Origin of the sequence: Luteitalea sp. (assembly GCF_044337415.1) — a bacterium.
In the GTDB taxonomy this organism is placed as follows: Bacteria; Acidobacteriota; Vicinamibacteria; order Vicinamibacterales; family Vicinamibacteraceae; genus Luteitalea.
On sequence record NZ_JBIINP010000034.1, the window covers coordinates 1 to 14,381 of the forward strand.

The following is a 14,381-nucleotide window of genomic DNA, read 5'->3' on the forward strand; positions in this document are numbered from 1 at the left end:
CTGCGGCTCGACAGCAACGAGAACGCCGCGGGGCCGTGTGCGGCGGCGATGGACGCCATTCGCGAGGCGACCAGCCTGTCGCACGTCTATCCGTTCCGCTACGGCGGCACGCTCGAGGCGGCGATTGCGAAGCGGCAGGGGGTGGCGACGTCGAACGTGCTGGTCGGCTGCGGGTCGTCGGAGGTCCTGCTCAATGCAGTCCTCGCCTTCACCGATGCGCGCCGCGGACTGCTCGCGCCGGTGCCGACCTTCGAGGAGCCGGCCCGCCGGGCGCGGCAGCTGCAGCGGCCGGTACACGAGGTGCCGGTCCGCGCCGACCTGCAGGTCGATCTCGAGGCCATGGCGAAGCTCGTGCCCGACGCCGGCCTCATCTTCCTGTGCAATCCGAACAACCCGACGAGCGTGGCGCTGCCACTCGACCAGGTCCGGGCCTTCGCGGCCGACGCCCTGCGACGCAACCCAGACGTCGTGATCCTGCTCGACGAGGCCTACATCGAGTACGCCGATGGCTCTGGCGTGGCGTCGGCGCTGCCCTTCGCGCTCGAGTCGCCGCGCGTGATCGTGAGCCGCACCTTCTCGAAGATGTACGGCATGGCTGGCCTGCGCGTCGGGTACGCGATGGGCCAGGCCGAGACGCTCCGGCGGCTGGCCGCCTGGAGCCTGCCCATGAGCGTGAACACGATCGGCCTGCACGCCGCGGTGGCCTCGCTCGGGGACGTGGCGCTCGAATCGCGCGAGCGGGCCAGAAACGCCGACGTGCGCGCCTTCACGGTGAAGCAGCTCGAGGCCTGCGGCGCGCGCGTGGCCCCCTCGCACGCCAACTTCGTGATGGCCGACATCGGCCGCGAGGTGAACGGCTTCCGCTCGGCCTGCGCGGCGCGCGGCATCGCCGTCGGCCGGCCCTTTCCACCGCTCGACACACACGCCCGGATCTCCATCGGGACGATGACGGAGATGCAGGAGGCGTGCACCGCGTTCACCGAGGTGCTGAAGGCGTGATCGGGAGGCGACGGCTGCTCTTCCAGTGCGGTGCGCTCGTGGTGGCAGCCACCGCGCCCGCACCTGCCCTCGCACTGAGCGGAGTCGAAGGGTGGGCCGTGATTCGGCGATACGCCGCCGCAGAGGCCCGCCAGGCGGTGGCCGTGGATGCCACGCACTTCTACGCCATCACCAATCGCGCCATCGGGAAGTACCTCAAGGCGACGGGCGCGAAGGTCGCCGAGTGGAAGGACGCCCCCGACGGGCCGTTCATCCACCTCAACAGCGGCGTCGTCATCGACGGCCAGCTGTACTGCGCCCACTCGAACTACCCGGGCGTGCCCATGGTGAGCTCGATCGAGGTGTGGGACGCGACCACGCTGAGGCACGTGCGCAGCATTCCCGTCGGCACGGGGCGGGGGTCGGCGACGTGGATCGACCGGCGCGATGGCGCCTGGTGGGTGATGTACGCCCACTACCCCGCGCCGAACGGCGAGCCTGGCAGGGGCCCGGAGTACTCCGTGCTGGTGCGCTACGACGCCGAGTGGCGCGAAACGGGCGCCTGGGCGTTCCCGAAGGCCGTGGTGGCCCGTTGGGACGGCATGAGCAGCTCCGGGGGCGTGTGGATGCCCGACGGGCGCCTGGTCACGGCCGGGCACCACGCCCCTGAACTCCACGTGCTGCGTCTGCCGACGGCCGGGGCGACGCTCGTGCTCGACGCGATCGTGCCCGTCGAGAGCGAAGGACAGGGCATCGCGCTCGATCCCGCCGATCCGACGCTGTTCTGGTCGATCCAGCGCCGGACCGGCGAGGTGCTGGTGTCGCGGATGCAGCGGTAGGGCCGGCTCTCCGAGCCCGGCCAGGCAGGCTCGTCCTACTTCCTGTCGCGCCGCGCCAGCACCACGATCTCCTGCCCGCCGAGCGCCGTCTTGGCGACGGTCATGTCGATGGCCTGATAGCCCACGGCCCCGGCCTCGTTGAGCTCCTTCTCGAGCGTCGACGTCTTGCTCGTGGCGATCAACAGGTAGTCTTCGGTCGGCCTCGGGTTGTCCTTGTCGCGCTCCATCAGGACCACGACCTCCTCGCCGCCGAACATCGACGAGAACACGGTCTTGCCGACGTAGTGGAAGCCCAGGTCTGCCGCGTCGCGCAATTCCTTCTGCATGGTGCCCGTCTTGTTGGTAGCCAGCAGCTTGTACACCTTCGCGGAGGGCTTCGGGTCCTTCTGCATGACCACGACCGCCTCGGCGCCGCCGAATGCCGTCTCGCCGCCCATCACCGCGGCGTAGGCGTATCCGGCCTCGGCGGCCGCGTTCATCTCCTTCTCCATGGTCGATGTCTTGGACGTGGCCAGCACCTTGTACTCCCGCGGCCCGTTGTTCTGGGCGAAGGCGGGAACGGAGACGAGGCCGAGGCAAAGGCTGAGCAGCAGGGTGCGCATGGTCATCGGTGTGTGGTCGCCGGGGAGCGGAACGTGACGCGGCCGTAGTGTGGCACGGCCTAGAATGACCCTCATGCTCGCGATCCTGCGCGCCGCGACCTATGCCGCCGCGGCGCACGTCGGCCAGACCCGCCGCAGCCTGCCCGACCCGTACATCAACCACCCCCTGCGTGTCGCCGAGCACGCGGCCCGGGCCGGCCTCGACGAAGCCGCGATCGTCGCTGCCCTGCTCCACGACGTCGTCGAGGACACCACCCTCACCTGGGACGACCTGCGCGCGGCCGGCTTTCCCGAGCGCGCGATCACCGTCGCCCGCCTGCTCACCAAGTGGTGGGAGGCCGGCGACGACGACACGACCCCCGACAAGGGGACGTACTATGCCCACATCCTCGAGGATGCGGACGCCCTGGCCCTGAAGCTGCTGGACCGGGCCGACAACATGCAGGACGTGGCGCGCATCGTGGGTACGCGGCGGGAGTTCGCCGAGAAGTACCTGAGGAAGACGCGCCGTGAGTTCCCGCCGCTGTACGAGCGGTGCCGGAACGCCTACGCGCGCGACACGTTCGTCGCGAGCCTGGCCGGGCTCGAGCAGGCGCTCGACCGGCGCAGGTAGCACCGCGGTGCAGGCCGCCGCCCGGCTCCGGGGTGGGGTCCGCACCCGACTGTCCAGGGAGAAACCGATGGTCCGGAAGGGTGTGCTGTCGTTCGGGTTGTGGGTGGCCGTCGCCGGCCTCGCGGGGGCGCAGGGCTTGCCGGCCGGTGCGCCGGAGCAGTCGGGCATGGCAGCCGACCGGCTCGCGCGCATCACGGGCGCGATGCAGGGCCTGGTCGATCAGGGGCGCGTGGCGGGCACCGTGACGCTCGTGGCGCGCAACGGGAAGGTCGTGTACCACGAGGCCGCCGGGCGACGCGACGTCGAGAAGAACGTGCCGATGACCACCGACACGCTCTTCCGCATCGCCTCCATGAGCAAGGCGGTGACCAGCGTCGCCGTCATGATGCTCGTCGAGGAAGGCAAGGTGCACCTCGACGACCCGGTGTCGCGCTTCATCCCGTCGTTCGCGAAGACGACGGTGGTCGTGCCGCCCACCGCAGGAGCCCTCACGGCGGGCAATGCCGGCACGGCGCCGGCCGCGCGGCCGATCACCATCCGCCACCTGCTGACCCACACGGCGGGCATCTCCTACGGCAACGGCAACCCGTTCGAGGCCGACTACAGGGCCGCCAGCGTCATCGGCTGGTACTTCGCCGACAAGGACGAGCCCATCGGCGCGACGATCGATCGGCTGGCGAAGCTGCCGATGGATTCGCAGCCCGGCGACAAGTACGTGTACGGCTTCAACACCGACATCCTCGGCGTCGTCGTCGAGAAGGCCAGCGGGCTGTCGCTGGCCGACTTCATGCGGACGCGCATCTTCGAGCCGCTGAAGATGGCCAACACGCAGTTCTACGTCGACCCGGCGAAGGCCGATCGGCTGGCCACGGTGTACTCGATGCCCAAGGCTGGTGGGTCGCTCGAGCGCGCCCCCGAGCCGGGGATGGGCCAGGGCCACTACGTCAACGGCCCGCGCAAGTCGTACTCGGGCGGCGCGGGGCTGGTGTCCACGGCGATCGACTACGCGCGGTTCCTGCAGATGCTGCTCAACGGCGGCGCGCTCGACGGCGCCCGGCTGCTGAGCCCGAAGACGGTGGAGCTGATGACGTCCAACCACGCGGGCACGCTCTACTCCAACGGCAACTTCGGCTTCGGCCTCGGGTTCGAGATCACCGAGCACGTGGGCCGGTCCGGGCGCCCCGGGTCGGTCGGCGAGTACGGCTGGGGCGGCGCGTACCACACGAAGTTCTGGGTCGATCCGGTCGAGAAGATGGTCGTCGTGTTCATGACCCAGCTCCTGCCCGCCGCCGGATCGGACGCGCACATGACGCTGCGTCAGTTGGTCTACGGGGCGATCGTGGACGCGCCGAACGCCACGGTGGCGAAGGTGGCGCTCAGGCCAGCGTCGTAGGCATGGCTCATTCCTCATGCCTCATGCCTCATGCCTCATGCCTCATGCCTCATGTCGAAGGCAGAAGGCAGAAGGTGGAAGGGGGAAGGTGGAAGGTGGAAGGGGGAAGGTGGAAGGGGGAAGGTAGGGCCGGGTGTCCCACCCGGCCGCTCTCCCGAAACGGCGCGGTCGGAGACCGCGCCCTACCTCAGAGGTGACCGCCCGCGGGCGTCGCGCGGGGGCGTGATGCCCAGCAGGTCGCTCACCAGCGGCGCGACGTCGATGGCGCGCTGGCGCGGCCACGCGCCGCCTGCCTGCAGCCGGGGCCCGGCCGCGATGAGGATGCCCTGCATGTCGGCGCGGGTCGGCAGGAAGCCATGCTCGCCCGTCGCGCGGGGCCTGGCGCGCACTGCGGGCCCCTCGTCCATCCACGTGGACATCTGGTAACCCGGCCGCACCTCGAAGCAGGCGTCGTGGCCGTTGGGGCCGCCGAACCCGAGACGCGCGCGGTCGGCCTCGGACGACAAGGCTTCGGTGATCACCGGTGCGCCGTCAATCGGCGACCTGACGGCGCGTAACGCCGCCACCGCCCTGCCCAGCGCGGCGTCGCGTTCTGCGGCTGGCACCATCCCGCCCCTCCAGTCGTCGCCGTGCACGATCAGGCAGTTGCGCGTGACGACCACCGGCGACCGCGCGGCATCGACGCGTCCCCGCGCGTCGACGGCGACCAGCCCCGCGTCCCGGAGCACCTGGTTCACGCGCAGTTCGTGCGTCACGGGCGCCATGCCGTGGTCGCTCACGAACACCATGTGATCCTCGGGGCCGAGTAAACCCACGTACGTCTCCACGGCGCGATCGACGAGCTGGTAGCCCCAGCGCCGCCACTGGTCGTAGCGAACGTCCTGTCGCGCCTGGCCGAGGAACGCGTGATCGAGCTCGTCAGGCATGCTCGCGTACCCGATCAGGAGCCGCGGCTGATGCTGTCGCCACAGGTACTCCGCCTGCCGGATCGTCTGGCGGATGCCGAGTTCGAGCGTCTCCAGATAGCGGCGCTCTCGAGTACCGTCGCCACCCTGGTACAACGAGACACCACTGGCGCCCGACTTCTCCCACGCCTCGTCGTCGCCGTTGCCGACGAACCCGCCCGCGACCTCCAGGAAGGCGATCGCTTCCGCCCTGGTCGCCTCGCGTCCCGTGTACAACACCGACTCCTGCAGCACTGACTGGAACAGCACCAGGGAGCCACCGTCGGGCGTGGCCTCGAACAGGCGGAAATACGCCATGACCGGCGACACGCCGGGCAGGTCCACGAGCAGCCCGTCGCTGAAGTGGCGTGCCAGCGCGCGACCGCGCGGCATCTCCGACTCGGTCGCGGCCTGCCGCACCGACACCGTGCGCGCGCTTCCCTCGACGCGCACGTCGAGCACGAGGCCATCGGGCGAACGGCGCAGCGTGCCCACGAAGGCCACCGGCCCCGCCTGCCACCGCACGCACGTCACGGCTCCATCGTCCGGGCAGCGCGTCGGCGACAGATCCGCGGCCGTCAACCAGCGCGCGGGCGAGACGACCGGCGCCTGGTAGCCGTGCAGCAACACCGGCGCTGTCGCCATCGGTCCGCCCGTCGACTCCCTCGTCAGTGGATAGACCTGCGTGGCCTGCTGCGCGACCGTGCGCACGCCCTGCCGCGCGGCCGTCACCCACAGCGGCTCGGCGCGGAGGCCATCGGAGCGATAGCCCGACACCCGCTCCCCGATGGCGTGCGAGGCGCGCGGCGCGAGGGGCATGTCGTTGGCCGTGATGCCGTTCACGTCGCCCCACGCGCCGGTCCAGAGCGCGGCGTGCGTGTTGGCGGTGGTGCTTGGCATGTGCGACACGAGGCCGTCGGCCATCACGCCGCGGGCGCGGAGGGCACGGAGCGCACGGAGTTCCTCGGAGACCGGATCCTCCCGGAACAACTGCGTGCCCATGCCGTCGAGGCTCACGAGGACCACGCGGCCGGCCGGCGCATCTCCCTGAGCCGGAGGCTGGGCATGCACCGAGGCGAATGCGACCGCCGCGAGCGCGAGGATCCGGAGGGCGGCGGAACGCAACATCACCTACGCCCCGTGCGTCTCCAGCAACGCGGTCACCATGGCGTCCCACTCGTCATCGAGCGATCCGCGGAACACCGGCTGCCCAGCCCGCGAGTACCAGTAGCGCGCGTTGGAGGCATCGCCCTCCTTGCGGTGCAGGTACGCATGCACCCAGGCAGCCTCACGCGTCTCGAGGTCCTGCACGGTGGCGTGGGCGCCGTCCCAGTCGCCTTGCGCGTCCTGCCACAACGCGATCAGTGCGTCCGTCAGTCCCCCGGGCCGATCGCCCGATGCCCGCAGTTCCGCCGCCGTCATGCAGGACATGCTAGCGCACGGGGAAGACAGGGCCCGCGACACACAGGTAGGGCGGCATGTCCCCATGCCGCCGCTTGCCCCACGGCAAACGGCGCGATGGGACATCGCGCCCTACCGTGCGGACGCGGTCAGAACGCGACGCCCGTGCTGGCGTGGACGCGGGTACCGAGACCGAGGCCGCGCGCCACACTCAGCTGGAACTGGAAGACCGGCGTGACGATGAAGACGCCGCCGCCGACGCCTTCGATGCGATCGGCATCGCGCCAGCGCTGCCCGTGATCCCATGTCGCGCCGGTGTCGTAGAAGCCGAGCAGCCCGAACCTCGCCTGCCGCAGCACCGACGTCAGTGGCAGCCGTGCCTCGACCGTGCCGGCCCACTGGTTGTCGCCCACGGCGTAGCCGGCGCGCACGCCGCGCAGCGTGTCGGCCCCGCCGAGGATCGGCTTGGCGTAGGCCGGCAGCGGCCCATCGGAGAGCTCGGCCTGCAGGCGGGCGGCGATCACGAGCTGCCCGAACGTCCCGAGATAGCCGCGCACGTCGTGGCGCCACCGGCCGCGGCTGCCCTCGGGCACGCCCGATCGCTCAGGGTGCGCGAAGGCGACGCGCTGCCAGGCGCTGCGTGCGTACACCGCGTTGCGGGGGAACAGCGGGTCGCGGCGCGTGTCGAGTTCGGCGAACACCCCGCCGCTGGTCATCTGGTCGTCCACCTCACCGAACGCGACCGTCGCCGTGCCCGCCGTCGCGCCGAGCCCGATCAGCGGCCGGGGCCGCCACGCGATCTCGCCCTCGACGTACTGCCGGAACTGCCCCTGCTCGTAGAACGGATGCTCCTGCCGCCAGAGGCCCGCAGCGCCCCGCACCCGCGTGAGCCCACGCGACACGAGGCCGCTCTCGCGCGCGGCGACGTCGCTCGAGGTCGGGCGCACGCGCGTGAACGTGTGGTCCGCCTCGATCGCGAGCTGGCGCGTGCCGCCCCACGAGGCCGGGATCGACACGCGGGTGGCCGAGCGCTTCCCGCCCACCAGCGACGTGCGCAGCCCGTACGTGAACCCGTACCCGTCATCGATGCTCAGGATCGGCAGGAACATCGCCTGGCTCCTGAGCCTGGCCCACGGCCCGGGGATGGGCGGCACGGCGACGTCGATTGCCGGACGCACGGACGCCAGTTCCGCGACGAGAATCACGAGCGCAACGCGCGACGGATCGTCGATGGAGCGGCTGCGCTGCCTGATTTCGACGCTCGTGAACCGGCCGCTCTTCACGAGGCGATCGCGCGCCGCGTCGACGGCGCCGGGCTCGAGCGTGGCGCCCACCGAGAGCGCAGCGATGCGCAGCACCTCGTCGTCGGGCGTCGAGTGGTTGCCGTGGACCCGCAGTTCTTCCACCACCAACGGCGCCTGCGCCCTCGCCGGGACGGGCGCCAGTGCCGCAAGCAGCAGCGCGAGGCGCACGAGGTGACCGAGGCCGCGCCTCACTTGTCGTCCTCCTTCACCCGGAAGCGCACCTGGACATCGGCCTCCCGGTAATCGCGGAAGCGGCGGGCGTACTCGGCGCGGTAGCTGCCCGTCGCGAGGGTCAGCGCGCCCTCCACCGTCAACGAGTCCGGCAACCACACGCCGGGGAACGGCTGGCCCATCGTCATGGTGGCCTTCGCCGTATCGACGCGGACGAGGGAGCGGCCCGGCAGGAAGTTGAAGTCGACGTTGTCGAAGGTGTAGCGGACGATCTGGTCCACTCCGGGATCGACCCACAGCGTCACCAGCGACACCTTGTTCATGGCCTGCTCGATGCGCACGTCGTCATCGGACGTGCCTTTCGCCTCGCCTGCCCCCTTCGCGTCCGTGGAGGCGTGCCGGTCGTCGTCATCGGCGAACAGGCGACGCGGGTAGTACTCGATGCGCAGGACCTCGCGGCCGGCGAGCGTCTCGCGGCCGACGAAGTAGTAGTTGCCGGGCTCGAACTTGAACCGGAGGAACTGGACCTCCGAGATGAAGCGCGGCTCGCCGCTGCGCATGGCAGCCTCGACGTCGGCGGCCGTGGCCTTCTGCGATCCGGCGCGCTCGGCGGCCTTCGCGGCGCGCGCGTCGTCGTCTTTCTGCCAGTCGGCCTCGGCCTCGCGACGCTTCGCCTCGCCCACGGCGACGCCGTTGACGCGCACCGGACTGCGGACGGCGCGTCCCTCCCGCGCCACCCAGAGGAACTCCTTGTCCATCCCGAACATCGCCCCGCCGTCGGGCCCGATCAGGCGAAACGTCTCGCGCTCGGCGAGGAGGTACTCCTGCAAGCGGCGCCACGACTGATCGCGGTTGGTGAGCACCCGGGCCATCAGGGTGTCGAGGTCGGAGGCCGGGCTGGGCGCAGAGGGTGGACCGGAGGACGGGACGGGGACCTGGGCGGGCTGGGCGGCGGCACCTCGCACGGTCGCGAGGGTGGCGATCAGCAGGACGACGCGGGTCAGCAGGCGTGTCAGGCGCATGAGTCCTGAAGCAAATACGAGAGAAGCCCCGTCTCCGGGTGCATCCGGGCAGGTGGCGGGGCGCATTTGTTGCGCACCAGTGAAGAAACGGCGGCATACCGGGCTTCTCATTGAACCTTCAGCCTGCGGCGGGTAAGGTCGGGGCATGACGTTGCCGCTTCGTCGAGTCGTGTTCTGGCTGCACCTGTGCGCGGGGGTCGCGGCCGGGCTCGTGATCCTCCTCATGTCGGTGACCGGTGTCCTGCTCGCCTACGAGAAGCAGATCATCCGGTGGGCCGACGGCTATCACGGCGCGCCCGCCACGGCCGGCCAGCCCAGGCTGCCCCTCGAGCAGCTCGTCGAGAAGGCACGCGCCTCCCACGCCGGCACGCCTGCCTCGGTGAACGTGCGCAACGCCGTCGACGCCCCCGTCGAAGTGAGCTTCGGGCGCGAGGGCTCCGTGTTCCTGCATGCCTACACGGGCGAGGTCCTCGGCACGGGCTCGGCATCGACGCGCGCGTTCTTCCGATCGACGATGGAATGGCACCGCTGGCTTGCCTTGAAGGATGCGGCGCGAACGACCGGCAAGATGGTCACGGGCGTCAGCAACCTGGTGTTCCTGTTCATCGTGTTGAGCGGGTTCTACCTCTGGTGGCCGCGCACATGGACGTGGACGCAGTTCCGCCAGGTGCTCTGGTTCCGTGGCGGGCTGGCCGGCAAGGCCCGCGACTTCAACTGGCACCACGTGATCGGCTACTGGAGCCTCGTGCCGCTTGCCGTCATCGTCTGGTCGGGCGTGGTCATCGGGTATCCGTGGGCCAGCAACCTCACGTTCCGCATGGTGGGCGAGGCGCCGCCGCAGCAGGCCGGCCCGCCACGACCTGGCGAAGGCGGCCCTCCCCGTCCGGGCGGCCCCGAAGGCGCGCCGGCGCAGGGTTCCGGCCCGGCGGCCGTGACGGCTCCGGGGCTCCCCCTGGGCGATCTGGTGGCGAAGGCCGAGGCGCACACGGCAGGCTGGACCATCATCAGCGCGCGACTCCCGCGCCCCTCGGATGCGGAAGTGCAGGTGAGCATCGATACGGGCACGGGCGCGCAGCCACAGAAGCGCGGCACGCTCACGCTCGACCGCGCGAGTGGCGGGTCGCGGAAGTGGGAAGGGTTCGAGGCCCAGAGCCCGGGACGGCAGTGGCGCACGTGGATGCGCTACGTGCACACAGGCGAGTACTACGGCCTGATCGGGCAGACGATCGCGATGATCGTCTCGGCTGGCGCGGTGGTGCTGGTGTGGACCGGCCTCGCCCTCACCTGGCGCCGCTTCACGGCATGGCGCCGCCGATCACCGCGCGCCGCGACGCGCGCCGCGTGATGCACGTGGTGGCCATTTGAAATTGGACATTTGAAATTCAGGGGCGCGGGCCTTCGGCCACGCGGCATTTCTGAGGTAGGGCCGGGTGTCCCACCCGGCCGTAATGATCAACGGCGCGGTGGGACACCGCGCCCTACCTGTGTGGCTCCCCTACGACAGCTTCCACCCCGCGCGGTACTGGCGTCGCAGGAACTGCTCGGCATCCGGCGCGTTGGCGATCTTCATCGTCGCGCCGTCGTACTGGATCTTCTTGCCGGCATTGAGAGCCACCACGCCGAGCAACATGACCTCGGTGAGGCGGGCGGCATAGGAGAACGGCGACGAGGCCTCCTGACGGCCGCGAATCGCGTCGATCCAGTTGATCTCGTGCGACGTCGGGATCCGCTTGTACTTCTGCGGCGGCTTGGGTGCATTGGCGGCCGCACCCAGCAGGCGCGGGTTGCCGCCGTAGGTCGCGTGCATCAGCTTGCCCTTGCTGCCGACGTACAGCACGCCACCGCCCTTGTCGAGTTCCTCGGCGCCGAGTTCCACGGGCTTGGGCGGGAGCAGGCCGCCGTCGTACCACGTCATCTTCACGCCGGGCATCGAGCCGCGCGCGGGGAACTCGTAGTACGTCGTGGTGGCCATCGGGTAGGTGGCCTTGTTGTACGGCGTCGACTGCGTCTCCACCGTCGTCGGGTAGCCGAGGTCGAGCGCCCAGTAGGCGTGATCGATCAGGTGCGCGCCCATGTCGCCGATGGCCCCGACGCCCCAGTCGGTCCAGCCGCGCCAGTTGAACGGGTGGTAGACCGGGTGGTAGGCGACCTGCGGCGCGGGCCCCAGGAAGAGGTCCCAGTTGAGCTTGTCGGGCACGGCGTGCGTGCTGGCGTCGAGCGTGCCCGCGAGCTTGTCCATCACGAAGCGCAGGTTGAACGGCTGGCTGGCGTCGGGCGACGCCGTGAGCTTGGAGGGCTCGGGACGCGGGATGCCCTGCGGCCAGTAGGCCAGCGGACGGTTCGTCCAGACGTGCACCTCGCGCACCTCGCCGATGGTGCCCGACTGGATGTACTCGTTCACCAGCCGCGCGTCGTCGGTCGAGTGCCCCTGGTTGCCCATCTGGGTCACGAGCTTCGGGTTGTCGGCCGCCTTCTTCGAGAGCGCGCGGCACTCCTCCACCGACCACGCCAGCGGCTTCTGCACGTACACGTGCTTGCCGAGGCTCATGGCCGCCGTCGCGATCACCGCGTGCAGGTGATCGGGCGTGGCGATCATTACCGCGTCGATGTCCTTCTGCTTCTCGAGCATCTCCCGGTAGTCGGTGTACTTGACCGCCTTGGCCTGCTTGGCCGAGAGCTGCTTCTGGAGATCGAGCGTCGCCTGCGCGCGCTGGCGCTGCTCGGCGGTGCCGCCCGTGGCCTCGGCCAACCGCTTCTCGGCAGCGCCGATCTGCGCCGGCAGGGCGTCGAAGCCCTTCTGCGTGAAGCCCCAGTCCACGTCGCAGAGCGCGACGATGTTCTGGCTGGCGAGCTGGGTCATGTTCGACCGCCCCATGCCGCCGACGCCCACGCCCGCGACGTTCACGAGGTCGCTCGGCGCCGTCTGGCCCCTGCCCAGCACATGGCGGGGAACGATGGTCAGGCCGGCGGCGGCCAGGCCGGCAGCGCGAACGAACTCGCGGCGAGGCAGGCCCTGTTGATCGGTCTTCGACTGGTCACTCATGCGGGAGGACTCCTGAGGTGCAGTGCGCGGTCTGCGCGGATGATGTTGTGCTGGATAGCTTATGTCCGGGTGCCGGGTGCCGGGTACCGGGTGCCGGGTGCGACGGTCGTCGGGTCGCGGCGCGGCAACCACCTGGCGCCACGCTCATCGGCTCTTTCCCCCTGCCCTCTACCCTTGCCCCTTCTACCTTCTGCCTTCTGCCTTCTGCCTTCTGCCTTCGACATGAGGCATGAGGCATGAGGCATGAGGCATGACGAATGAGGCATGACCCGCGTCACTTCTTCGGCTTCATCCCCGGCGAGTTCCACTTGATCACGTGATAGGTCGCCGGCGTGGTGCCGACGTTCTTGATCGAGTGGAGCTGGTTGGCCGCCTGGAAGATCACCGACCCCGGCCCGACCACCTGCGTGCGGTCGCCGAGGAAGGTCTCGACGGTGCCCTCACGGATGATCAGCACTTCCTCGTCGGGGTGCTTGTGCGGGGTATGCGGCGTCTGCCCCGGCATCAGGGTAGTGATGTGCAGTTCGAGTTCGTCGAGCGTCGCGGTGCGGTCCTCGAACACCTGGCGGACCTCGCCCACCTTGGTGGCGCGAGCCGTCATGTCCTTCCAGTCGACCGCCCGGGATCCCATCACGTCGTCTGCGCTGCGCGCGAGCGTGGCGCCCGCCGCGCCGATGACGATGCCGGTCCCGAGAGCCAGTCCAAGTGCCGTGTGCCGCATGACGCTCCTTCCGACGGCGGACAGGGGTGCCCGCGCGTGCTGTCGTGAAGGCCTCAGTGTAGAGCAGGCGTCAGCCGCGTGCGGCACGCGGGGGGCGTCCGTAGGTCGGCTGCCGGAGGTGGCCATCCTCACCGAAGCGGAGCGGTCGTCCCTTGTGCCCGTCGAAGGTGAGCACCGTCACCTCATGCTCGCCTGCGGCGGCCCGCAGCGCCACGTCGAAGGCCACCTTCACGGCCATCCACCCGCGCCAGGCGCGCTCGTCCATGGGGAACCCGGCTCGACGCTGGAATCGGGCGTTGAGCGCGCCGGCCCCGTACGCGTGCAGTCCCTCGTGCCAGTCGCACGTCGACGCGTCCGGTGCAGCCGAGGCAACCGACCAGGCGCCGCGACGCCAGGCCGCCAGCCGACACGTGTGGATCCGCGGCCGGCTCGCGCCGCTGGCGGTCCAGCCGTCGGGCCCGTCCGCGTCGGTCACCACGAGGGGCACCGCGTCGGGTGCGTCGGCGGCCGCCTCGTCGCGAGCCACCACGAGCGAGACGCCGAGGAGGCGCGCCGCCTCGGTCACGTCATGCACGCCGAGGTCGACGCCCGAAAGGAGCGCCTTCGAGACGGGGCCGACACCGCGTGGCAGGGCGATGCCCACCGGGCGCCCCGGCAACGAGGCAGGCGCCCAGCCCGACAGCAACAACCCAGGCACGCCGAGGCTGACCGTGCGGAGGCAGGCGCGACGGTCTGCCGGGAAGTGAACTGATGGGTAAGCCACGACAGGCATCCGATTGCAGGTTTCCTGCCATACGGCGCAGCTGCCGACTTCCCGGCACTCGAGGTGCCTCCCCCGCTGCCTCGTGCTGCTCGGCCGCACCAGCGGGGCCGAAGGCCTCGACGCAAAGGCCTGGCAGGGGCGCCAGGCGGCCGCACCCGCGCGACCAGGCCTGTCCACCGATGAGACACCGTGTCGCGCATCCCGACGTGTGGGGACCTCAGGGGGCCGGCTCGGACTCGACCGTCTTCGACACCCGGCGAATGCTCGCGGCCAGCTCCTGCTTCGTGGCGGCGCGTCCAAGGGGCGTCACCACCAGCATGCCGTCCTCGTGCCACTGGATGCGCACGGCATCGCCGACCTTCAGGCCCGACAGGTCGAGCAGCAGGTCGTCCAGGCCAATCGCGGCAGTCTCACCGACACGCATCACGGACGTGATCATGCCGACGACGATGCGCGAGGGGACCGGTGCGCGTCAACGCGCCGCCGCATCGGCTCGACCGGGCCACCGCCCGCACCTGCCCCGATCGGGGCGCGCGGGCGAGGAACGGCCGTGCCGACACGCGCGACTGGACAGACGCGTGGCGTAG

Annotated in this window: 14 protein-coding genes; 5 read left to right on the plus strand and 9 right to left on the minus strand. The window is 70.6% G+C overall.

Translation table 11 applies throughout. The annotated features are described in order from the left end of the window. Positions 1–999 (plus strand): pyridoxal phosphate-dependent aminotransferase (locus tag ACIRDX_RS08150; RefSeq protein ID WP_396624916.1); only part of this gene is annotated, 999 nt, incomplete at its 5' end. Next, positions 996–1,817, plus strand: coding sequence for a hypothetical protein (locus tag ACIRDX_RS08155; RefSeq protein ID WP_396624917.1), 822 nt, complete (start codon positions 996–998; stop codon positions 1,815–1,817). The genes ACIRDX_RS08150 and ACIRDX_RS08155, both read left to right, overlap by 4 nt. 35 nt (positions 1,818–1,852) lie before the next feature. On the opposite strand, the gene ACIRDX_RS08160 is transcribed toward ACIRDX_RS08155, so the two are convergent. Next, positions 1,853–2,425: a hypothetical protein gene (locus ACIRDX_RS08160; protein ID WP_396624918.1), complete on the minus strand. Its 573-nt coding sequence runs from the start codon at positions 2,423–2,425 to the stop codon at positions 1,853–1,855. A gap of 67 nt (positions 2,426–2,492) precedes the next feature. On the opposite strand from ACIRDX_RS08160, the gene ACIRDX_RS08165 reads away from it, so the two are divergent. Continuing rightward, positions 2,493–3,032 carry an HD domain-containing protein gene (locus ACIRDX_RS08165; RefSeq protein ID WP_396624919.1) on the plus strand — a complete coding sequence of 180 codons (540 nt, stop codon included), beginning with the start codon at positions 2,493–2,495 and terminating at the stop codon, positions 3,030–3,032. A 67-nt stretch (positions 3,033–3,099) separates the two neighbouring features. Then, a complete protein-coding gene (locus ACIRDX_RS08170; RefSeq protein ID WP_396624920.1) occupies positions 3,100–4,425 on the plus strand; it encodes a serine hydrolase domain-containing protein in 1,326 nt (441 codons plus the stop codon). A gap of 182 nt (positions 4,426–4,607) precedes the next feature. Here the strand turns inward: ACIRDX_RS08170 and ACIRDX_RS08175 are convergent, their stop codons facing one another. The 4 genes from ACIRDX_RS08175 to ACIRDX_RS08190 all read right to left on the minus strand — a co-directional run bounded on the left by ACIRDX_RS08175 (position 4,608) and on the right by ACIRDX_RS08190 (position 9,267). Next, positions 4,608–6,497 (minus strand): alkaline phosphatase family protein, encoded by a 1,890-nt coding sequence (locus ACIRDX_RS08175; protein WP_396624921.1) that lies wholly within the window; start codon positions 6,495–6,497, stop codon positions 4,608–4,610. Positions 6,498–6,500: 3 nt separating this feature from the next. Then, on the minus strand, positions 6,501–6,791 hold the full coding sequence (locus ACIRDX_RS08180; protein WP_396624922.1) for a hypothetical protein: 291 nt from the start codon (positions 6,789–6,791) through the stop codon (positions 6,501–6,503). A gap of 128 nt (positions 6,792–6,919) precedes the next feature. Next, complete coding sequence (locus ACIRDX_RS08185; RefSeq protein ID WP_396624923.1) at positions 6,920–8,266, minus strand: BamA/TamA family outer membrane protein; 1,347 nt, start codon at positions 8,264–8,266, stop codon at positions 6,920–6,922. Beyond that, entirely contained in the window at positions 8,263–9,267 is a 1,005-nt protein-coding gene (locus ACIRDX_RS08190) for a hypothetical protein (protein WP_396624924.1), read from the minus strand. The genes ACIRDX_RS08185 and ACIRDX_RS08190 overlap by 4 nt, the downstream gene beginning before the upstream one ends. Positions 9,268–9,412: 145 nt before the next feature. Between ACIRDX_RS08190 and ACIRDX_RS08195 the strand changes: the two genes are divergently transcribed. Beyond that, entirely contained in the window at positions 9,413–10,612 is a 1,200-nt protein-coding gene (locus tag ACIRDX_RS08195) for a PepSY-associated TM helix domain-containing protein (protein ID WP_396624925.1), read from the plus strand. Positions 10,613–10,762: 150 nt separating this feature from the next. Here ACIRDX_RS08195 and ACIRDX_RS08200 read toward each other — a convergent pair whose 3' ends face one another. The 4 genes from ACIRDX_RS08200 to ACIRDX_RS08215 form a co-directional block, all read right to left on the minus strand. Continuing rightward, positions 10,763–12,310 (minus strand): Gfo/Idh/MocA family protein, encoded by a 1,548-nt coding sequence (locus tag ACIRDX_RS08200; protein ID WP_396624926.1) that lies wholly within the window; start codon positions 12,308–12,310, stop codon positions 10,763–10,765. A 274-nt stretch (positions 12,311–12,584) separates the two neighbouring features. Beyond that, positions 12,585–13,031: a cupin domain-containing protein gene (locus ACIRDX_RS08205; protein ID WP_396624927.1), complete on the minus strand. Its 447-nt coding sequence runs from the start codon at positions 13,029–13,031 to the stop codon at positions 12,585–12,587. 70 nt (positions 13,032–13,101) lie between these two features. Then, positions 13,102–13,794, minus strand: coding sequence for a hypothetical protein (locus ACIRDX_RS08210; RefSeq protein ID WP_396624928.1), 693 nt, complete (start codon positions 13,792–13,794; stop codon positions 13,102–13,104). Positions 13,795–14,011: 217 nt separating this feature from the next. Beyond that, the gene (locus tag ACIRDX_RS08215) at positions 14,012–14,233 is read right to left on the minus strand and encodes a hypothetical protein (protein ID WP_396624929.1); all 222 of its coding nucleotides are present in this window, start codon (positions 14,231–14,233) and stop codon (positions 14,012–14,014) included. Between the last annotated feature and the right edge of the window lie 148 nt (positions 14,234–14,381).

Excerpts from the sequence above, each read along its gene's own strand:
- ACIRDX_RS08195 (WP_396624925.1), top strand. The coding sequence starts at position 9,413 with ATGACGTTGCCGCTTCGTCGAGTCGTGTTCTGGCTGCACCTGTGCGCG.
- ACIRDX_RS08180 (WP_396624922.1), bottom strand. The coding sequence starts at position 6,791 with ATGACGGCGGCGGAACTGCGGGCATCGGGCGATCGGCCCGGGGGACTG.
- ACIRDX_RS08200 (WP_396624926.1), bottom strand. The coding sequence starts at position 12,310 with ATGAGTGACCAGTCGAAGACCGATCAACAGGGCCTGCCTCGCCGCGAG.
- ACIRDX_RS08175 (WP_396624921.1), bottom strand. The coding sequence starts at position 6,497 with ATGTTGCGTTCCGCCGCCCTCCGGATCCTCGCGCTCGCGGCGGTCGCA.
- ACIRDX_RS08170 (WP_396624920.1), top strand. The coding sequence starts at position 3,100 with ATGGTCCGGAAGGGTGTGCTGTCGTTCGGGTTGTGGGTGGCCGTCGCC.
- ACIRDX_RS08215 (WP_396624929.1), bottom strand. The coding sequence starts at position 14,233 with ATGATCACGTCCGTGATGCGTGTCGGTGAGACTGCCGCGATTGGCCTG.
- ACIRDX_RS08205 (WP_396624927.1), bottom strand. The coding sequence starts at position 13,031 with ATGCGGCACACGGCACTTGGACTGGCTCTCGGGACCGGCATCGTCATC.
- ACIRDX_RS08165 (WP_396624919.1), top strand. The coding sequence starts at position 2,493 with ATGCTCGCGATCCTGCGCGCCGCGACCTATGCCGCCGCGGCGCACGTC.
- ACIRDX_RS08160 (WP_396624918.1), bottom strand. The coding sequence starts at position 2,425 with ATGACCATGCGCACCCTGCTGCTCAGCCTTTGCCTCGGCCTCGTCTCC.
- ACIRDX_RS08190 (WP_396624924.1), bottom strand. The coding sequence starts at position 9,267 with ATGCGCCTGACACGCCTGCTGACCCGCGTCGTCCTGCTGATCGCCACC.